18 protein-coding genes are annotated in these 15,679 nt (G+C 26.8%); 11 read left to right on the top strand and 7 right to left on the bottom strand.

Features of this window, described 5'->3' with window-relative positions; genetic code table 11:
* Positions 1 to 13 precede the first annotated feature (13 nt).
* Positions 14 to 706, top strand: a complete 693-nt coding sequence (locus tag AC5SMR_RS02525; protein ID WP_494577259.1) for a DUF4956 domain-containing protein — start codon at positions 14 to 16, stop codon at positions 704 to 706.
* A 104-nt stretch (positions 707 to 810) separates the two neighbouring features.
* On the opposite strand, the gene AC5SMR_RS02520 is transcribed toward AC5SMR_RS02525, so the two are convergent.
* The gene (locus AC5SMR_RS02520) at positions 811 to 2,346 is read right to left on the bottom strand and encodes an AMP-binding protein (RefSeq protein WP_494577258.1); all 1,536 of its coding nucleotides are present in this window, start codon (positions 2,344 to 2,346) and stop codon (positions 811 to 813) included.
* A 23-nt stretch (positions 2,347 to 2,369) separates the two neighbouring features.
* Between AC5SMR_RS02520 and AC5SMR_RS02515 the strand changes: the two genes are divergently transcribed.
* Positions 2,370 to 2,573 carry a hypothetical protein gene (locus AC5SMR_RS02515; protein WP_494577257.1) on the top strand — a complete coding sequence of 68 codons (204 nt, stop codon included), beginning with the start codon at positions 2,370 to 2,372 and terminating at the stop codon, positions 2,571 to 2,573.
* A 2-nt stretch (positions 2,574 to 2,575) separates the two neighbouring features.
* Here AC5SMR_RS02515 and AC5SMR_RS02510 read toward each other — a convergent pair whose 3' ends face one another.
* The 4 genes from AC5SMR_RS02510 to AC5SMR_RS02495 all read right to left on the bottom strand — a co-directional run bounded on the left by AC5SMR_RS02510 (position 2,576) and on the right by AC5SMR_RS02495 (position 6,464).
* Positions 2,576 to 3,988 carry an MBOAT family O-acyltransferase gene (locus tag AC5SMR_RS02510; protein WP_494577256.1) on the bottom strand — a complete coding sequence of 471 codons (1,413 nt, stop codon included), beginning with the start codon at positions 3,986 to 3,988 and terminating at the stop codon, positions 2,576 to 2,578.
* A gap of 44 nt (positions 3,989 to 4,032) precedes the next feature.
* On the bottom strand, positions 4,033 to 5,103 hold the full coding sequence (locus AC5SMR_RS02505; RefSeq protein WP_494577255.1) for a hypothetical protein: 1,071 nt from the start codon (positions 5,101 to 5,103) through the stop codon (positions 4,033 to 4,035).
* Between the two features lie 178 nt (positions 5,104 to 5,281).
* Positions 5,282 to 5,710 (bottom strand): gamma-glutamylcyclotransferase family protein, encoded by a 429-nt coding sequence (locus AC5SMR_RS02500; protein ID WP_494577254.1) that lies wholly within the window; start codon positions 5,708 to 5,710, stop codon positions 5,282 to 5,284.
* Between the two features lie 4 nt (positions 5,711 to 5,714).
* A complete protein-coding gene (locus tag AC5SMR_RS02495) occupies positions 5,715 to 6,464 on the bottom strand; it encodes a competence/damage-inducible protein A (RefSeq protein WP_494577253.1) in 750 nt (249 codons plus the stop codon).
* A 21-nt stretch (positions 6,465 to 6,485) separates the two neighbouring features.
* Between AC5SMR_RS02495 and sfsA the strand changes: the two genes are divergently transcribed.
* From sfsA to grxD, 9 genes are read left to right on the top strand one after another with little or no spacing between them, the layout of a single operon-like run.
* On the top strand, positions 6,486 to 7,184 hold the full coding sequence (gene sfsA / locus AC5SMR_RS02490) for a DNA/RNA nuclease SfsA (protein WP_494577252.1): 699 nt from the start codon (positions 6,486 to 6,488) through the stop codon (positions 7,182 to 7,184).
* Positions 7,177 to 7,947 carry a type I methionyl aminopeptidase gene (gene map / locus AC5SMR_RS02485; protein ID WP_020169493.1) on the top strand — a complete coding sequence of 257 codons (771 nt, stop codon included), beginning with the start codon at positions 7,177 to 7,179 and terminating at the stop codon, positions 7,945 to 7,947. Before sfsA ends, map begins: the two co-directional genes overlap by 8 nt.
* Before the next feature lie 3 nt (positions 7,948 to 7,950).
* A complete protein-coding gene (purB, locus tag AC5SMR_RS02480) occupies positions 7,951 to 9,243 on the top strand; it encodes an adenylosuccinate lyase (RefSeq protein ID WP_494577251.1) in 1,293 nt (430 codons plus the stop codon).
* Entirely contained in the window at positions 9,243 to 10,025 is a 783-nt protein-coding gene (purC, locus tag AC5SMR_RS02475) for a phosphoribosylaminoimidazolesuccinocarboxamide synthase (protein WP_006996790.1), read from the top strand. Before purB ends, purC begins: the two co-directional genes overlap by 1 nt.
* Before the next feature lies 1 nt (position 10,026).
* Positions 10,027 to 10,269: a phosphoribosylformylglycinamidine synthase subunit PurS gene (gene purS / locus AC5SMR_RS02470; protein ID WP_006996789.1), complete on the top strand. Its 243-nt coding sequence runs from the start codon at positions 10,027 to 10,029 to the stop codon at positions 10,267 to 10,269.
* A 6-nt stretch (positions 10,270 to 10,275) separates the two neighbouring features.
* Positions 10,276 to 10,959, top strand: a complete 684-nt coding sequence (gene purQ / locus AC5SMR_RS02465; protein ID WP_027307006.1) for a phosphoribosylformylglycinamidine synthase I — start codon at positions 10,276 to 10,278, stop codon at positions 10,957 to 10,959.
* Positions 10,959 to 13,151 carry a phosphoribosylformylglycinamidine synthase subunit PurL gene (gene purL / locus AC5SMR_RS02460; RefSeq protein ID WP_494577250.1) on the top strand — a complete coding sequence of 731 codons (2,193 nt, stop codon included), beginning with the start codon at positions 10,959 to 10,961 and terminating at the stop codon, positions 13,149 to 13,151. Before purQ ends, purL begins: the two co-directional genes overlap by 1 nt.
* A gap of 1 nt (position 13,152) precedes the next feature.
* A complete protein-coding gene (locus AC5SMR_RS02455) occupies positions 13,153 to 13,383 on the top strand; it encodes a BolA/IbaG family iron-sulfur metabolism protein (protein WP_494577249.1) in 231 nt (76 codons plus the stop codon).
* Positions 13,383 to 13,715, top strand: a complete 333-nt coding sequence (grxD, locus tag AC5SMR_RS02450; protein ID WP_271617074.1) for a Grx4 family monothiol glutaredoxin — start codon at positions 13,383 to 13,385, stop codon at positions 13,713 to 13,715. The genes AC5SMR_RS02455 and grxD overlap by 1 nt, the downstream gene beginning before the upstream one ends.
* A 4-nt stretch (positions 13,716 to 13,719) precedes the next feature.
* Here the strand turns inward: grxD and AC5SMR_RS02445 are convergent, their stop codons facing one another.
* A complete protein-coding gene (locus AC5SMR_RS02445; protein WP_494577248.1) occupies positions 13,720 to 14,910 on the bottom strand; it encodes a class I SAM-dependent methyltransferase in 1,191 nt (396 codons plus the stop codon).
* 135 nt (positions 14,911 to 15,045) lie between these two features.
* On the bottom strand, positions 15,046 to 15,663 hold the full coding sequence (rpsD, locus tag AC5SMR_RS02440; protein ID WP_006996782.1) for a 30S ribosomal protein S4: 618 nt from the start codon (positions 15,661 to 15,663) through the stop codon (positions 15,046 to 15,048).
* Positions 15,664 to 15,679 lie beyond the last annotated feature (16 nt).

Raw genomic sequence — 15,679 nt, 5'->3', positions numbered from 1 at the left:
TTATGTTAATAGCATGGAATCAACTTTAATTACCAACCAATTACAAGAATTACAAATAATATATTTTCCTAATGAGGTTATATTAAATTTAATTCTTTCCTTTTTTTATGGTTTATTAATAAGTTTTATTTATAAAAAAACACATAAAGGTATGAGCTATTCACAATCTTTCATGATTACAAATATTTTTTTAAGTTTAATCGTTTGTATGGTAATTATGACAATTGGAAACAACATCGCTAGAGCATTCGCTCTTGTTGGGGCTCTATCGATAATAAGATTCAGAACTGTAATAAAAGATACAAAGGATATTATATATATATTTTGGTCTTTGGCTGCAGGTATGGCTTGTGGAACAGGGAGTTATTTTATTGCATTAACTTCATCAATTATAATTACTACAACAGCTCTTGTGTTATACAAAACAAATTACGGAGCTATTTACAAAAGTGAGTTTATTTTACAATTTAGATACAGTAAATTTGATGAAAATATTCCGCTGTATTTAAATATATTAAAAAAATTTTGCTCCTCACATATCCTTTTAAACTCAGAACCATCTGGCGACAAAAGTTCACTAAAATTAACTTATGATATAGTTTTAAAAGAGGAAATGGATGTTAATAATTTTATTATTGAAATCTCAAAAACACCTAACATTACCGAACCATCAATTGTTGCTGCACAAAATGATGTTGATTATTAAATAATTTAATTTAATTACAAATTACTTAATCCTTGATTAAGATACTTTTTATCAAGACCACAGTCTTGATACCCTCTTTTAAAATATTTTTTAAATATCTATTATTAAGACTGTAATCTTAATAATTTTTTATCAAAAATTAAAATGTTTTTTTTTCTATCTACCTTGCCATTTGAATTTAGTTTTAACTTTTTAACAAAATAAAATTTTTTTGGTATCATATATTGTGGGAGTTTAGTTGTAAGATAACTCACTAGTACTGTGTCTAATATTTTTTTTTTCGATAATATTATAGCAACTAAATAATTTTCATAATTTGATTTATTTTTTTCATAAATAATAACGTTATCAATCTGTTTATTTTTTTTTAATACATACTCTATCTCTGAAATATCAACCCTATAACCTCTAATTTTTACTAAGTTTGATTTTCTGCCTATGCAAAAATATTTAGAAAAACTTTTTTTAACTAAATCAGATGTATAATAAACATTGTCTTTGTTTTTATTGTTTAAAACAAAAACACCTTTATTTTGTACCTGCTCAATGTAACCTTGAGATACTGTTGGACCTTTAATAACAAGTTCCTTATTTTTAATTTTTAATTTAGCATTTCTAAAAGGTTTGCCAATTGGTGTGTAAGGTTCATCTGGAAATTTGATCAAATCATTTGGTGAACATTTGTGAAAAAAAGTCCAATTTGAAGTCTCTGTTGATCCATAACAATTAAAAAGTTTTTTAATTTTAAATATTTTATATATATAGGGTATCAATTTCATTAAAAATGGCTCACCTGTTAGAATAAAAACATCAAAAATCAAATCAGTTTTTTTATTTTTATGATAATTTTTAATTAGTTGAATTGTAGAAGGTACTCCAATGAATACATTGACTTTATTTTCTTTTATATGCTCTAAAGGAATTGAGTTTTCGAATTTAGTTTTACCCGGACTTATTGCAGCTCCTAAAAGCACAGCTGGAAAAAAAATATCAAAAAATATACTAAATGCAGTGTCGTAATAATCACCAAATACTGGATTTTTTATTTTATTCTTAAATAAATGATATTTTTGATCAATGACATCAATTAATAAATTTTTTTGACTAATCTTAATACCTTTGGGAATATTTGTTGATCCAGAAGTAAAATAAACCATACAAGTTGAATTTATATTAGTTTTTAAAATCTTTTTTTTAAATATATTATCCAAATAGTTTTTTGATAATTTGACACGATAAATACTCTTAAAGTTGACACACTTAACTTTATTTTTTTTTAAAAAGGAAAGAAAAGATTCATTATTATTATCATATAAAAATAAATCAGGTTTCAACTGCTCAAAAATTAATTTTAGCCTTTCAGTGGGATAATGAATACTTAGCGGCACCCATATACAGTTTTGAAGAAATATGGGCATTATTGATGAGTACATCTCAAATGATTTGTTTGAGTATGTAAAAATGACTTTTTTTTTAATTTTAAATTGATCTAAAAATTTAAAAAGTTTAGCACTATAGTTCTTCAGATCATTATAAGTTTTCTCATTATTATTATATCTGTAAAATAAGATTTTATTATTATCAATATTTTTAAGAAATTTATTATAAAAATTTGAATGAATAATTTTATTGTAATTCATAGTGTAAACTATACTAATATTTTATGGATAAAGATAAAGTTAAAAAATTTATAAAAAAAACGTTTCCAGGAGGGCTAAACAATAAACAATTTGATTCTTTAGACTTTTTTAAAAATATAGTTAAAATTGAAAAAAAATTTCTTATTAAATTTTCCTCAAGTGAACTTTCTTCTCTTTCGTGCATGTCTGATGAAAAAATAATCATTCTGATTGAAAAAAAATTGTAGTACTAAAACTCAAAATATGAAAATTGTATAATGTTACTAGTATCAATTCTCATTATCCCCATGATTGCTATAATGATTAAAAAATAAAAGAATTTATTTTTAGAAATATTTTCATAATTCCTAAAATCTTCGCTATTTATCTTTGAAAAAATCAAAATTACAGATGAAAATAATACAATTATATATTTTAAAGTAAACAAGCTGAAATTTAAGCCCAAGTTATAGTTTAAAATTTCACTAATATTTAAAGTGCTTAAATCTTTTAATCCAATACCATTTAAACCAACTAATCCTCTTGAAATATTTTTAAAAGTGTCAAGGTCAGGCGAATAAAATATTAAAAAAGATATATTTAAAAACAAAAATAATATTGACCAACTTAAAATTTTATTAATCTTTATGTTGGTTGCTCTCCATAAATGATTAATTATCAATCCAAATCCATGAAACATGCCAAAAATTAAATAGCTGAATGATGCACCATGCCAAATTCCCATGACAAACATAACAAAAAATATTAAAAACAATTCTTTAAATTTATTAATAGATTTAAAAGTAGAAAGTATTGGAAAAAATAAATAATAAGTTAAAAAATTAGACAAAGTTATATGCCATCTTCTCCAAAACTCGATTAAGGATAAAGATTTATATGGACTATTGAAATTATTAGGTAAACTAATACCAAATATTAATGCACTTCCTATGGCCATATCGCTATAACCACTAAAATCATAATAAATTTGCATTGTATAAGATAGACTGAGTGCCCAAGACTCAAAAAAACCCATCTCAAGCCTTGCATAATTATTAAGTGTAAAAATACTTATATAATCTGAAATAACTACTTTTTTAAATAAGCCAATAAAAAATATTATTGTCCCGATGTAAATATTTTTATAATTAATAATTGAAAAAAATCGATTTTCAATTTGGTTTGAGATATTTTTATAAAGAACAATTGGACCGGCAATTAGTTGAGGAAAGAAAGATATGAAAAAAAAGTAATCTGAAATATTTGGAGTCTTGAGGTCAGGACTTTGATAATTATCAACAAGATAAGCAATTTGCTGTATTGAAAAAAAACTTAGAGCTAACGGGTATATCAAGTTTATAAGACTTAATTTTTCCTCTATAAAAAAATTTACATTAGAAATTAAAAAATTTGTATATTTAAAAACTATCAAAATAGATATATTGAAAAAAATCCCAAAAAATAAATATCTCTTAGATAATTCTTTTTTTGATTGTAAAAAGTATTTGATTTTTAAAGATATATAATAGTTTATTAAAATTGAAAATATTAATATTGGTAAAAAAACAATATTAAAAAAACTATAAAAAAATAAACTTGAAATTATTAAAAAATATTTATTATTAATTTTATTCTTTATTAAAAAAAAATTAATAAAAAACACTGTCGGTATAAATAAAAAGATATAAAGTAAACTATTAAAGTACACTATTGTTTTTCATTAATTTGTTTTTTGAATTTAGTAAAATTATATTTATCTAAAACTATATAATTTTTCTCAACATCTGGAAAAACAATTTCACTTAATATTTTGCTAGCAAGGTCAGCATTATAATGGTCAAAATCACTGAAATCAGTAGAAAAGTTATATTTATTAAAATTGTTATAATAATAAATCTTATTAATTTTTTTTAATAATTTTTCAATTAACTCAAGTTCAAATAAATGATATATTTTATTATCTAATAATAATTTTTCATAATAAACTGGATCAAAAACATACTTAACATTGATATTTTTATCTATTAATAACTGATTTATTCTAAATAATTTATCCACATACTCATCATATTCAATATCTATTTCATTTACATAATCTAGCTTAAATTTTTTTGTACTATTAAATTTTTGAGAATTATTAATAATTTTATATCCATAATTAAAGCTATTTAAATCATCATTTGTTAGTTGTTCATTTTTTTGCTTATTTTTTTTATTAGTAATTTTGTTTTTTAATATCATTTTAACTATTCTTGAAAAATGAAGCTTGTTATATATATTTTGAATTTTTCCATAATTTGAAATCTCTAACTCATAAGGTAAATAAACTTTATAATTTTTATTTTTATCAAAAGAAAATGATTTCAAAAAAATTATGACATCTTGAGTGTTTTGTTTATTTACTACAAGCCAATTAATATATTTTTCTAATTCTTCTATGGTAAAACCGGGCATTCCCATGTTTATAGCTGAATATTTCTCACCTTTGTCTTTCAAAACAGGATTCATAAATTTGATAGAAGAAGATCCAAAAATAAAATTTTGATTTTTATAATTATTTTTTAATAAATAAAATTTAAAATATCTCGAGTAGTTATCTATATTTCGAATGTTTTTAATTTCATGCGCGGTAATTGGGTTGTTTAAATATATAATATCTTTAAATTTACTTAAAAAAATTATTGTTATTATTGAAAAAAATACAAATATGGTGGTTGTAAAAATTAATAATTTTTTTTTATAAATATTTATTTTTTTTTGATTACTTGTCTTTTTCATTCAGAGGTCAATTCCTAAATCCATGTTGCTATTTTTTGGTCTTTGTTAATTATATTGATTTATTTATTAGGTGAAACTTTTAAAAATTTTTATTTACAATAAAACATAGTCTTTTTCTTATAAATAAAATACTTTTTAATAAATATTAGGAAATTGTTCACAATTATCTAATTTTATTTTATTTTTTGTGATTTTTTTGTTTGCTCAAATTATTTAATCCTTGATTAAGATACTTTTTATCAAGACCGCAATCTTGATACCCTTTTTTTATAATATTTAAATATCGTTCTGTTGGATATGCAAATAAGGTTTTTTTAGTCATAGTATAGGTCATTACTTTTTTACCATAATAAGTAAAATAATATTTTTTATAAAGAACTGGATAGTCTTCATAAACATCTAATTTTTTTTCATCACTTTTTGATATTTCAAACAAAGCACCTGGAACAATTGAGTTTTTTTTACGCTCTATATCAGCAGCTCTATATTTGCTTCTAAAAGTTAATTTAAAATTAGTTAAATTAATTTTTTTTAAAAAGACACTATCCTTGCATCTTCTTTTCATTTGAAAATGATTAAGATTACTTCCGTAAGCGAAATAAAACATTAAACTATCTAACAACTACTTCTATTTTTTTTTGATCAACAAACTCTAATACTTCAGAACTGCACTTATCAATTTTAAGTTGGTCTTCAGATCTTATTACTATTGATACACCTAGTTTTCCTGCTTGAAAAAATGGATAACTTCCAATTTCAACATCTTTATTGTTATCTTGAACATTAGTTAAAGAGTTTGCAATTTCACTTTCAACAGTATTTAAACTTATTGTATGGCTTAATATTGGATCTCCCCCTACTATCTTGTTTTTTAATCCACCTAACATTGACTTTAAAATTGAAGGAACTCCTGGTAAGCAAAAAACATTTTCAACACTAAATCCTGGTGCACCACTTGTTGGATTTAATATTAAATTAGCATTACGTGGCATCCATACCATTTTTTGTCGACCTTCATTAAATTCACCCACTTTATAGTAAGCTTCTAATATCTTAAAAGCTTCTTTGTGAATTTCATACTCAAGATTAAATGCTTTAGAAATAGACTGAGCAGTAATATCATCATGAGTTGGTCCTATACCACCAGTTGTAAATACATAATTATTAACCTTTCTTAAATGATTAACGGTCTCAATAATTGTATTTTCTATATCTGGAATAACCCTAACTTCGTTAACTTTTACACCAATTGAGTTTAACCATTGTGCAATTGTGCTGGTATTAGTGTCCTGCGTTCTTCCAGATAGGATCTCATTACCAATAATAAGTATTGCTGCATTAAATTTTGTATTTTGAGTCATTATTAAATATACAATTTAAATATGAAATTTACCAAAGCTTTAATAAAAGGCAAACTGATCAAACGTTATAAGAGGTTTTTTGCAGACGTTAAAATTGACAAGGAAATTGTTACAGCGCATTGCCCTAATACTGGATCTATGAAGGGCTTATTAGATGAAGGAAATGAGGTTTATGTATCTAAAAATGATGACCCAAAAAGAAAATTAAAATATACCCTTGAAATAGTTAAAGTTAAAAAAAATTTAGTTGGTGTTAATACTCATTTTGCAAATAAAATTGCCTTCCATGGTTTAACAAATAATCTAGTTAAAGAAATTGCTAACATTGACAGTATCAAAGCTGAGGTATTTTTTGATAAAGAAACACGGTTTGATTTTTTAGTTGAAAAAAATAAACAAAAAATATTTGTAGAAGTTAAAAATGTTACTTTATTTAGAGAAGAAAAAACTGCAGAATTTCCAGATGCCGTTACCACTAGAGGGTCAAAGCATTTAAAAACACTTATAGAGGCAGTTAAAAAGGGCTATAAATCCTATCTATTATTTTTAGTCCAAATAGAGGGTGTGGATAATTTTAAAATAGCAAAAGACATTGATAAAGAATATTATGAAAATTATTTACTTGCAAAAAAAGCTGAAGTTAACTTTTTGGCTTATCAATGTAAAATAAATTCAAAAGAAATTAAAATAGATAAAAAAATTAAAATTATTAATGCCTGATTATTTAGAGAAATTTGAAAAGATGAGAGTTGCTGGAAATCTTGCAGCAAGAACTCTTGATATGCTTACAGATAATATTAAGCCCGGTGTAACCACAGAGTTTGTAGATAAACTAGGATATGAATTTATTAGAGACAATGGTGGGTATTCAGCTCCATTGTTTTATAGAGGTTTTAAAAAATCATTATGCACCTCTTTAAATCATGTTGTTTGTCACGGTATACCCTCTGATAGAGTTTTAGTTGAAGGTGATGCTTTAAATGTTGATGTAACTGCTATAGTTGATGAACATTATGGTGATACAAGTCGAATGTTTTGTGTTGGAAAAACTCCTGTTAAAGTTAATAACTTAATTGATGCTACATACGAGTCGATGATGAGAGCAATTAATTTATTAAAGCCAGGATTAAAATTAGGTGACATTGGATATGAAATACAATCTTTTGTTGAAAAAAAAGGCTACTCAGTTGTTAGAGATTTTTGTGGTCATGGAATAAGCACAACATTCCACGAACCACCTAATATTTTACATTATGGAAGAAGAAATACAGGGATGGAACTTAGACCTGGAATGACTTTTACAATTGAGCCTATGATAAATATCGGTGAATGGGATGTGAAGATGCTAAAAGATGGCTGGACAGCAGTTACAAAAGACAAATCTTTATCAGCACAATTTGAGCATACACTAGGTATTACTGAAAATGGTTATGAAATCTTTACAGAATCTGTTAAAGGTTATTCTAAGCCTCCTTACTTATAATTAATGATTGAACGATATTCTAGAAAACAACTAACTGACATATGGTCAGAACAAAACAAATACCAAATTTGGCTCGATGTAGAGGTTGCAGCAGCAGAAGCCATGGAAAAATTAGGTCAAATTCCTAAAGGTGTTGCATCAATTGTTAGAAAAAAAGCTAAAATAAACGTTAAAAGAATTCATCTAATTGAGAGTAAAGTTAAGCACGATGTAATAGCATTTTTAACATCTGTTACTGAAAAAGCAGGGATTAAAGCAAGATACCTTCACCAAGGTATGACCTCTTCTGATGTTTTAGATACCAGTTTAAATATTCAATTAGTTCAATCTGGTAAAATTTTACGAGATGATATCGATCAAATTCTAAAAGTTTTAAAGAAACAAGCCAAGAAATATAAATACACTCCTTGTATGGGTAGAAGTCACGGAATTCACGCTGAACCTATAACTTTTGGTTTAAAATTAGCATCATTTTATGAGGAATTTAAGAGAAATAGAAAAAGATTAGTTGATGCAATTGATGAAATTTCAACATGTGCAATTTCTGGTGCTGTTGGCACATTTGCAAATATTAGTCCTAATGTTGAAAAACATGTGGCAAAAAAACTTGGATTAAAAGTTGAACCTATATCAACTCAAGTAATACCAAGAGATAGGCATGCTTTTTATTTTTCAATTCTTGGAATTATTGCAGGATCAGTTGAAAGAGTTGCAATTGAGATTAGACATTTACAGAGAACTGAAGTTTATGAGGTTCAAGAGTTTTTTTCAAAAGATCAAAAAGGTTCTTCTGCAATGCCTCATAAAAAAAATCCAATCTTAAGTGAAAATTTAACAGGACTTGCTAGAATGGTTCGAAGTGCTGTTATCCCTGCTCTTGAAAATATTGCACTATGGCATGAAAGAGATATTTCTCACTCAAGTGTTGAAAGAAATATTGGTCCAGACGCAAATATTACCTTAGATTTTGCTTTAGCAAGACTAAGTAATATTTTAGATAAAATGATTGTCTATCCAAAAAAAATGATTGAAAATTTAAATATAACCAAGGGTTTAATTTTTTCACAAGAAGTAATGTTAGAGCTAACAAAATCTGGTTTAAGTAGAGAGCAATCTTACAAAATGGTCCAAAATTATGCAAAAAAATGTTTTGCAGAAAACCTAAATTTGTTTGATGTTATATTAAATGATAAATTCATAATGACTAAAATTTCATCAAAAAGATTAAAAGCTATATTCAATTATTCATCGCATTTTAAAAACGTAGATTTAATTTTTAGAAGAGTATTCAAATAATGAAAAAAGGTAAAAAATTATACGAAGGTAAAGCTAAAATAATTTATGCAACATCTGATAAAAATTTGGTTATTCAGTATTTCAAAGATGATGCAACTGCTTTTAATAATTTGAAAAAATCAACAATTGAAGGCAAAGGTGTTTTAAACAATAGAATTTCAGAGCATATTTTATCAAACCTAACTCAAATTGGGATTAAAAATCATTTAGTAAAAAGACTAAATATGAGAGAACAAATTATCAAATTAGTTGAGATTATACCTATTGAATTTATTGTTCGTAATGTTGCAACAGGCTCTATTACTAAAAGATTAGGTATCGAAGATGGAACAGTTCTAAAACAGCCACTATTAGAGTATTGCCTTAAAGATGATAAATTGGGTGATCCACTTATTGCTGAAGAACATATTTTAGCTTTTGATTGGGCTACAAAATCTGAATTAGAAAAAGTTAAAAAAATGATCCTTAGAATTAATGATTTTATGATTGGAATGTTTAGAGGAGTTGGGATTAAACTAATTGATTTCAAACTTGAATTTGGAAGACTTAAAGAAAATGGAAAAAATGAGGTTATTCTGGCTGATGAGATTAGTCCTGACACTTGCAGATTATGGGACAGTATTACTGATAAAAAACTAGATAAAGATAGATTTCGTAAAGATTTAGGTGATTTAATACCCGCATATACTGAAGTTGCAAAAAGACTTGGTATATTGCATGAGCAATCAAATTTAAGTGCTGTAAATGTTACTAAATTAAGATCAGTTAAAAAAAGAAAATAATATGAAAATATCTGTAATTATAACTCTTAAAAAAGATGTTTTAGATCCTCAAGGTAAAGTTATCCATCAAACCCTGGATGGTATGGGATTTGAAGGAATTAATGAAGTAAGACAAGGAAAATATTTTGAAATTGATACTAAAGAAGATGATAAAAAAAAAGCAGAAAAAAAAGTTGAAGAAATGTGTAAGAAACTTTTAGCAAACTTAGTAATAGAAGACTTTAAAATTATTGGATCACAATAATAAAAAATGCATTCATCCGTAATAACCTTTCCTGGATCCAATTGTGACAGAGACATGGATGTTGCTTTAAAAAAATTTGGCTTTAAAAACAAAATGGTTTGGCATGACGATGTTGAGCTGCCAAAAAGTGATTTAGTAGTTTTACCAGGTGGTTTTTCATACGGGGATTACCTTAGATGTGGAAGTATGGCATCAAAATCAAAAATTATGAAATCGGTATTAAACTTTGCTCAAGGGGGTGGTAAAGTTATGGGAATCTGTAATGGTTTTCAAATTTTAGTTGAATCTGGTTTGCTACCAGGTGTGCTGCTTAGAAATAAATACCTAGAATTTATTTGCAAAAATGTTTTTGTTAAAGCTAACAATAAAGATAACTCTTATTTTAAAGATGATAAAAAAGACGTCTACGAGTTTCATATAGCTCATAATGAGGGAAATTACTTTTGCTCTAATGATCAAATTAAAGAAATTAATGACAATAATCAAATAGCTTTATTTTATTCAGATGAAAACGGAAATGTTAATGAACAATCTAATCCAAATGGTTCATTACAAAATATAGCTGGTGTTTTTAATAAACAAAAAAATGTTTTAGGAATGATGCCTCATCCAGAAAGAATGATAGACCCTGCTCTTTCTGGTGAAGATGGTTCAATTTTTTTTCAAAACTTAATCAATAATTTAAAATAATGATAGTTAACGAACAGCTTGCAATTGATCATGGTTTAAAAAAAGATGAATATAAAAAAATCTGTGATTTATTAAAAAGAGTTCCCAATATTACTGAGCTTGGTATCTTCTCAGCAATGTGGAATGAGCATTGCTCTTATAAATCTTCAAGATTTCATCTTAAAAACTTACCTTCTAAAGGAAAAAACGTAATTCAAGGTCCTGGTGAAAATGCTGGTGTTATTGATATTGGCGATGATGATGCAATAGTATTTAAAATTGAAAGTCATAATCACCCTTCATTTATTGAACCTTATCAAGGTGCCGCAACGGGTGTTGGTGGAATTATGAGAGATGTCTTTACAATGGGAGCAAGACCAATAGCTAATTTAAACTCAATTCATTTTGGATCACCTCAACATAAAAAAACTAAAAATTTATTACGTGGAGTTGTTCACGGTATAGGCGGATATGGTAATTGCATGGGGGTTCCAACAATTGCTGGTCAAACTAGTTTTGACGAATCTTATAATGGTAATATTTTAGTAAATGCTATGACCTTAGGTCATGTAAAAAAAAATAAAATTTTTTATTCAAAAGCTGCAGGTTTAGGAAAACCTGTGATCTATGTTGGTTCAAAAACAGGTCGAGATGGAATTCATGGTGCAAGCATGGCGTCAGCTTCATTTGATGATAAAATTGAAGAAAAAAAACCAACTGTTCAAGTTGGAGATCCTTTTACAGAAAAACTATTATTAGAGGCTTGTTTAGAATTAATGGCAGGAGATTCCATTATTGCTATTCAGGATATGGGCGCTGCTGGATTAACTTCTTCAAGTATTGAAATGGCTTCAAAAGGAAATTTAGGAATTGAAATCAATTTAAATAAAGTTCCTTGTAGAGAGGCAAACATGTCCCCTTATGAAATTATGCTATCTGAAAGCCAAGAGCGAATGCTTATTGTTTTAGAAAATGGCAAAGAAGAAATGGCTAAAAAAATATTTGATAAATGGAATTTAGATTTCGCTGTAATTGGTCAAACAACAAAAAGTAAAAAGATTGAACTTTATTTTAATGAAAAAAAGGTAGCAGATATTCCTGTTAACACATTGGTTGAAAACTCACCTATGTATGACCGTAAATGGAAGAAAGCTAAATTACCTAAAAGAATTAAAGTTAAGAAAGAACAATTTAAAACCTTAAAAGTAAAAAATGTTTTAAACAAAATATTATCTAATCCAAATATTTGTAGCAAAGAGTGGATTTGGCAACAATACGATCATACTGTTATGGGTGACACTATTCAAAAACCTGGCGGAGATGCTGGTGTTGTTAGGGTTCATGGTACCAATAAAGCTGTTGCAGCATCTGTAGATTCATCTGCTGTATATTGTTGGGCTCACCCATTAAGTGGTGGAAAACAAATTGTTTGTGAAAGTTGGAGGAATTTAATTTCAGTTGGTGCTAAACCTATTGCTATTACTAATTGCTTAAATTTTGGTAGTCCCGAAAACGAAGAAAATATGGGTGAGTTTGTTGAATGTGTTCAAGGTTTAGGTGAAGCGAGTGCTTACTTAGAGTTTCCAGTAGTTTCAGGAAACGTTTCATTTTACAACCAAACTAAAGATATTGGGATTAAACCTACTCCAACAATTGGGGGAGTTGGTTTAATTAAAGATTACCAAAATATTGTTACAATGGATTTAAAAGAAGCTGATAATATACTTTTAGTTATTGGTAAAACTGAAGGTCACTTGGATCAAAGCTTATTTGCAAGAGATATTCTAAATGAAAAAAATGGACCTCCTCCTGAAATTAATCTTTTTAATGAAAAAAATAATGGTGAAACAATCTTAAAACTTATTGATAAAAAATATATTAAATCAGCTCACGATGTTTCTTTAGGTGGAATAATTACTGCTCTTTCTAAAATGTGTATTAAAGGTAAAAAAGGTGCAACTCTTAAAAAGTCTAATTACTTAATTAATCAATTTGAATACTTGTTTGGTGAAGATCAGGGAAGATACATTATTGAAATTAGTAAAGATGATCTAGAAAATGCTACTAAAATACTTCAAGAAAGCTCCGTACATTTTGATGAACTTGGGTTAGTAAATGAGGATAGTTTAATAATTAACGATAAGACAAAACTATCAATTGACGATTTGATTAAATCACATACAAATTGGCTAACGAACTACATGGAAAATTAAAATGGCAATGGATATAAAAGAAGTTGAAACACTCATTAAAGAAGCTTTACCAGATGCTATAATAGAAATTCAAGATCTAGCTGGAGATAGTAATCACTACTCAGCGACAATAACTTCTAAAGAATTTTCAGGAAAAAGTAAAATTGAACAACACAAAATAGTGTACAATTCTTTAAAAGGAAAAATGGGCAACGAACTTCATGCATTAGCAATTAAAACAAAGGAACAATAATGGACGATAGTACAAAAAATTTAATTCAAAGTCATATAGACGCCAACGAAGTATGTTTATTTATGAAAGGAACACCAGATGCTCCTCAATGTGGATTTTCTATGGCTGTGTCAAATATGTTAAAAATTTTAGAAGTGAATTACAAAGGAATAAATGTTCTTGAATCTCAGTCTTTAAGAGAGGGTATAAAAGAATTTAGTGACTGGCCTACTATTCCACAAGTTTACATTAAAGGTGAATTTGTTGGTGGCTGTGACATCGTTAAGGAAATGTATGAAAACGGTGAACTCAAGAAAGTCCTTGAGGATAAAGGAATTAATTTTAAAAAATAATTTATTACTTATAAATATAATCTCTAGTATTAGGAGTTGACATATAGTTCTTTGTTAGTTGGAATTGATAAACAACTTGGTCTCCCCATTTAAAAGCACTTTCACAGCTAGCTAAATAAAATTCCCACATCCTAAAAAATTTTTCATCAAACATGTTAATTATTTGAATTTTATTTTTAATACAATTTTCTTTCCAGTGCCTTAGAGTGTGAGAATAATGTAATTTAAGAACCTCTATGTCAGATACTATTAATCCAGCTTTCTCAACAGGTGTTACCACCTCACTGAGACTAGGCGTATAACCACCTGGAAAAATATACTTAGTTATCCAGGGGTGTGGGTCTCTAGGAGGGTTAACTGAACCAATAGTGTGAACTAGTGAAACACCATCATCATTAAGCAAATTATCGATTTTCTTAAAAAAATTTTTATAAAATTTTCTACCAACATGTTCAAACATTCCAACACTTACAATTCTATCAAACTTTTCATCTAACTGACGATAATCTATTAGCTTAAAGGTAACTTGATTTTCTAAATTAAGCTTTTTGGCTTTTTTAACACAGTAGTTAAACTGATTTTCAGATAGAGTAATTCCTGTCACCTCACAATTGGTACTTTTTGCAATATCAATAGCTAAAGATCCCCAGCCACAACCTATATCAAGAACTTTTTGATTTGGCTTTATATTAAGTTTTTTTATTATGTGTTGTATTTTATTATTTTGAGCATCTTCTAAAGTATCATTTTCATTTATAAAATATCCACAAGAGTATTGTTTTTTAGGATCTAAAAATAAAGAGTATAAATCATCTGAGAGATCATAATGATGTGCCACATTCATTTTTGATTTTTTTATAAAGTTAAAGTTTGTCAAATATCTATAAGAGCCATAAAGTTTATTTATCAACATACTAAAAAAATTTAATTCACCTCTTCCTATATTCATAAGCGCTATATCTAAGAAATCGGTTAAACTTCCGTTTTCAATTTGTATATCTCCATTAGAATAAGCTTCTCCAAAATATAAATCTGGCCTAAAAAATAATTTATAATGGAGTTTTTTATCTAATATTTTAACTGTGATTGGTTTATTGTTTTTTGGTGTGCCTATAATATATTTATTTGAACTTGCATCAATTAAAAGAAAACCATCTTTCTGGAACAATTTATTTAGATATCTTGCCAGTTGCATTTAAAATCTCATAAAAATTTTATTTATAAGAAAATATATAATGAATTTATGTAAAATTCACTTAGGATTAATTCACAATTTTATTGGAATTTTAAGAACAATATTAAAAGAATTATTTAAAAAAAAGGATATTTATTATCTAGAGTAATATTCAATTACTAGATTAGGTTCCATTATTACTGGATAAGGAACTTCGTCGAACTTAGGTGTTCTAACAAAAGTAACTTTTTTATTTTTTTCATCTAAATTAATGTATTCAGGAGTTTCTCTTTCTTTGCTAGCTAGAGCAATATCAATTATAGCCAACTGTTTAGATTTATCTCTAATTTCAATTATATCTTCTTCTTTAACAACGTAACTTCCAATGTTAACTTTTTTACCGTTAACTCTTACGTGACCATGGTTAATAAGTTGTCTCGCTGAAAATACTGTTGTTGAAAATCTTGCTCTATAAACAACAGAATCTAATCTTCTTTCAAGCAAACCAATTAAATTTTCACCGGTATCCCCTTTTAACATGGTAGCTTTTTTATAAATATTTCTGAATTGTCTTTCGTTAATGTTACCGTAGTAACCTTTTAATTTTTGTTTAGCTTGTAGTTGAATTCCGTAATCAGAAGGTTTTCCTTTTCTACCTTGTCCATGTTGTCCTGGACCATAATCCCTTTTATTAAAAGGACTTTTAGGTCTACCCCATAGGTTAATTTTTAACCTTCTATCTATTTTATGTTTAGCGCTTATTCTTTTTGTCATTTGATAGATGGGTTTA

It is taken from the genome of Candidatus Pelagibacter sp. PS_28 (assembly GCF_059417885.1).
Note: the sequence above shows the minus strand (reverse complement) of the source record. Positions and strands in the feature narration are given on the sequence as shown.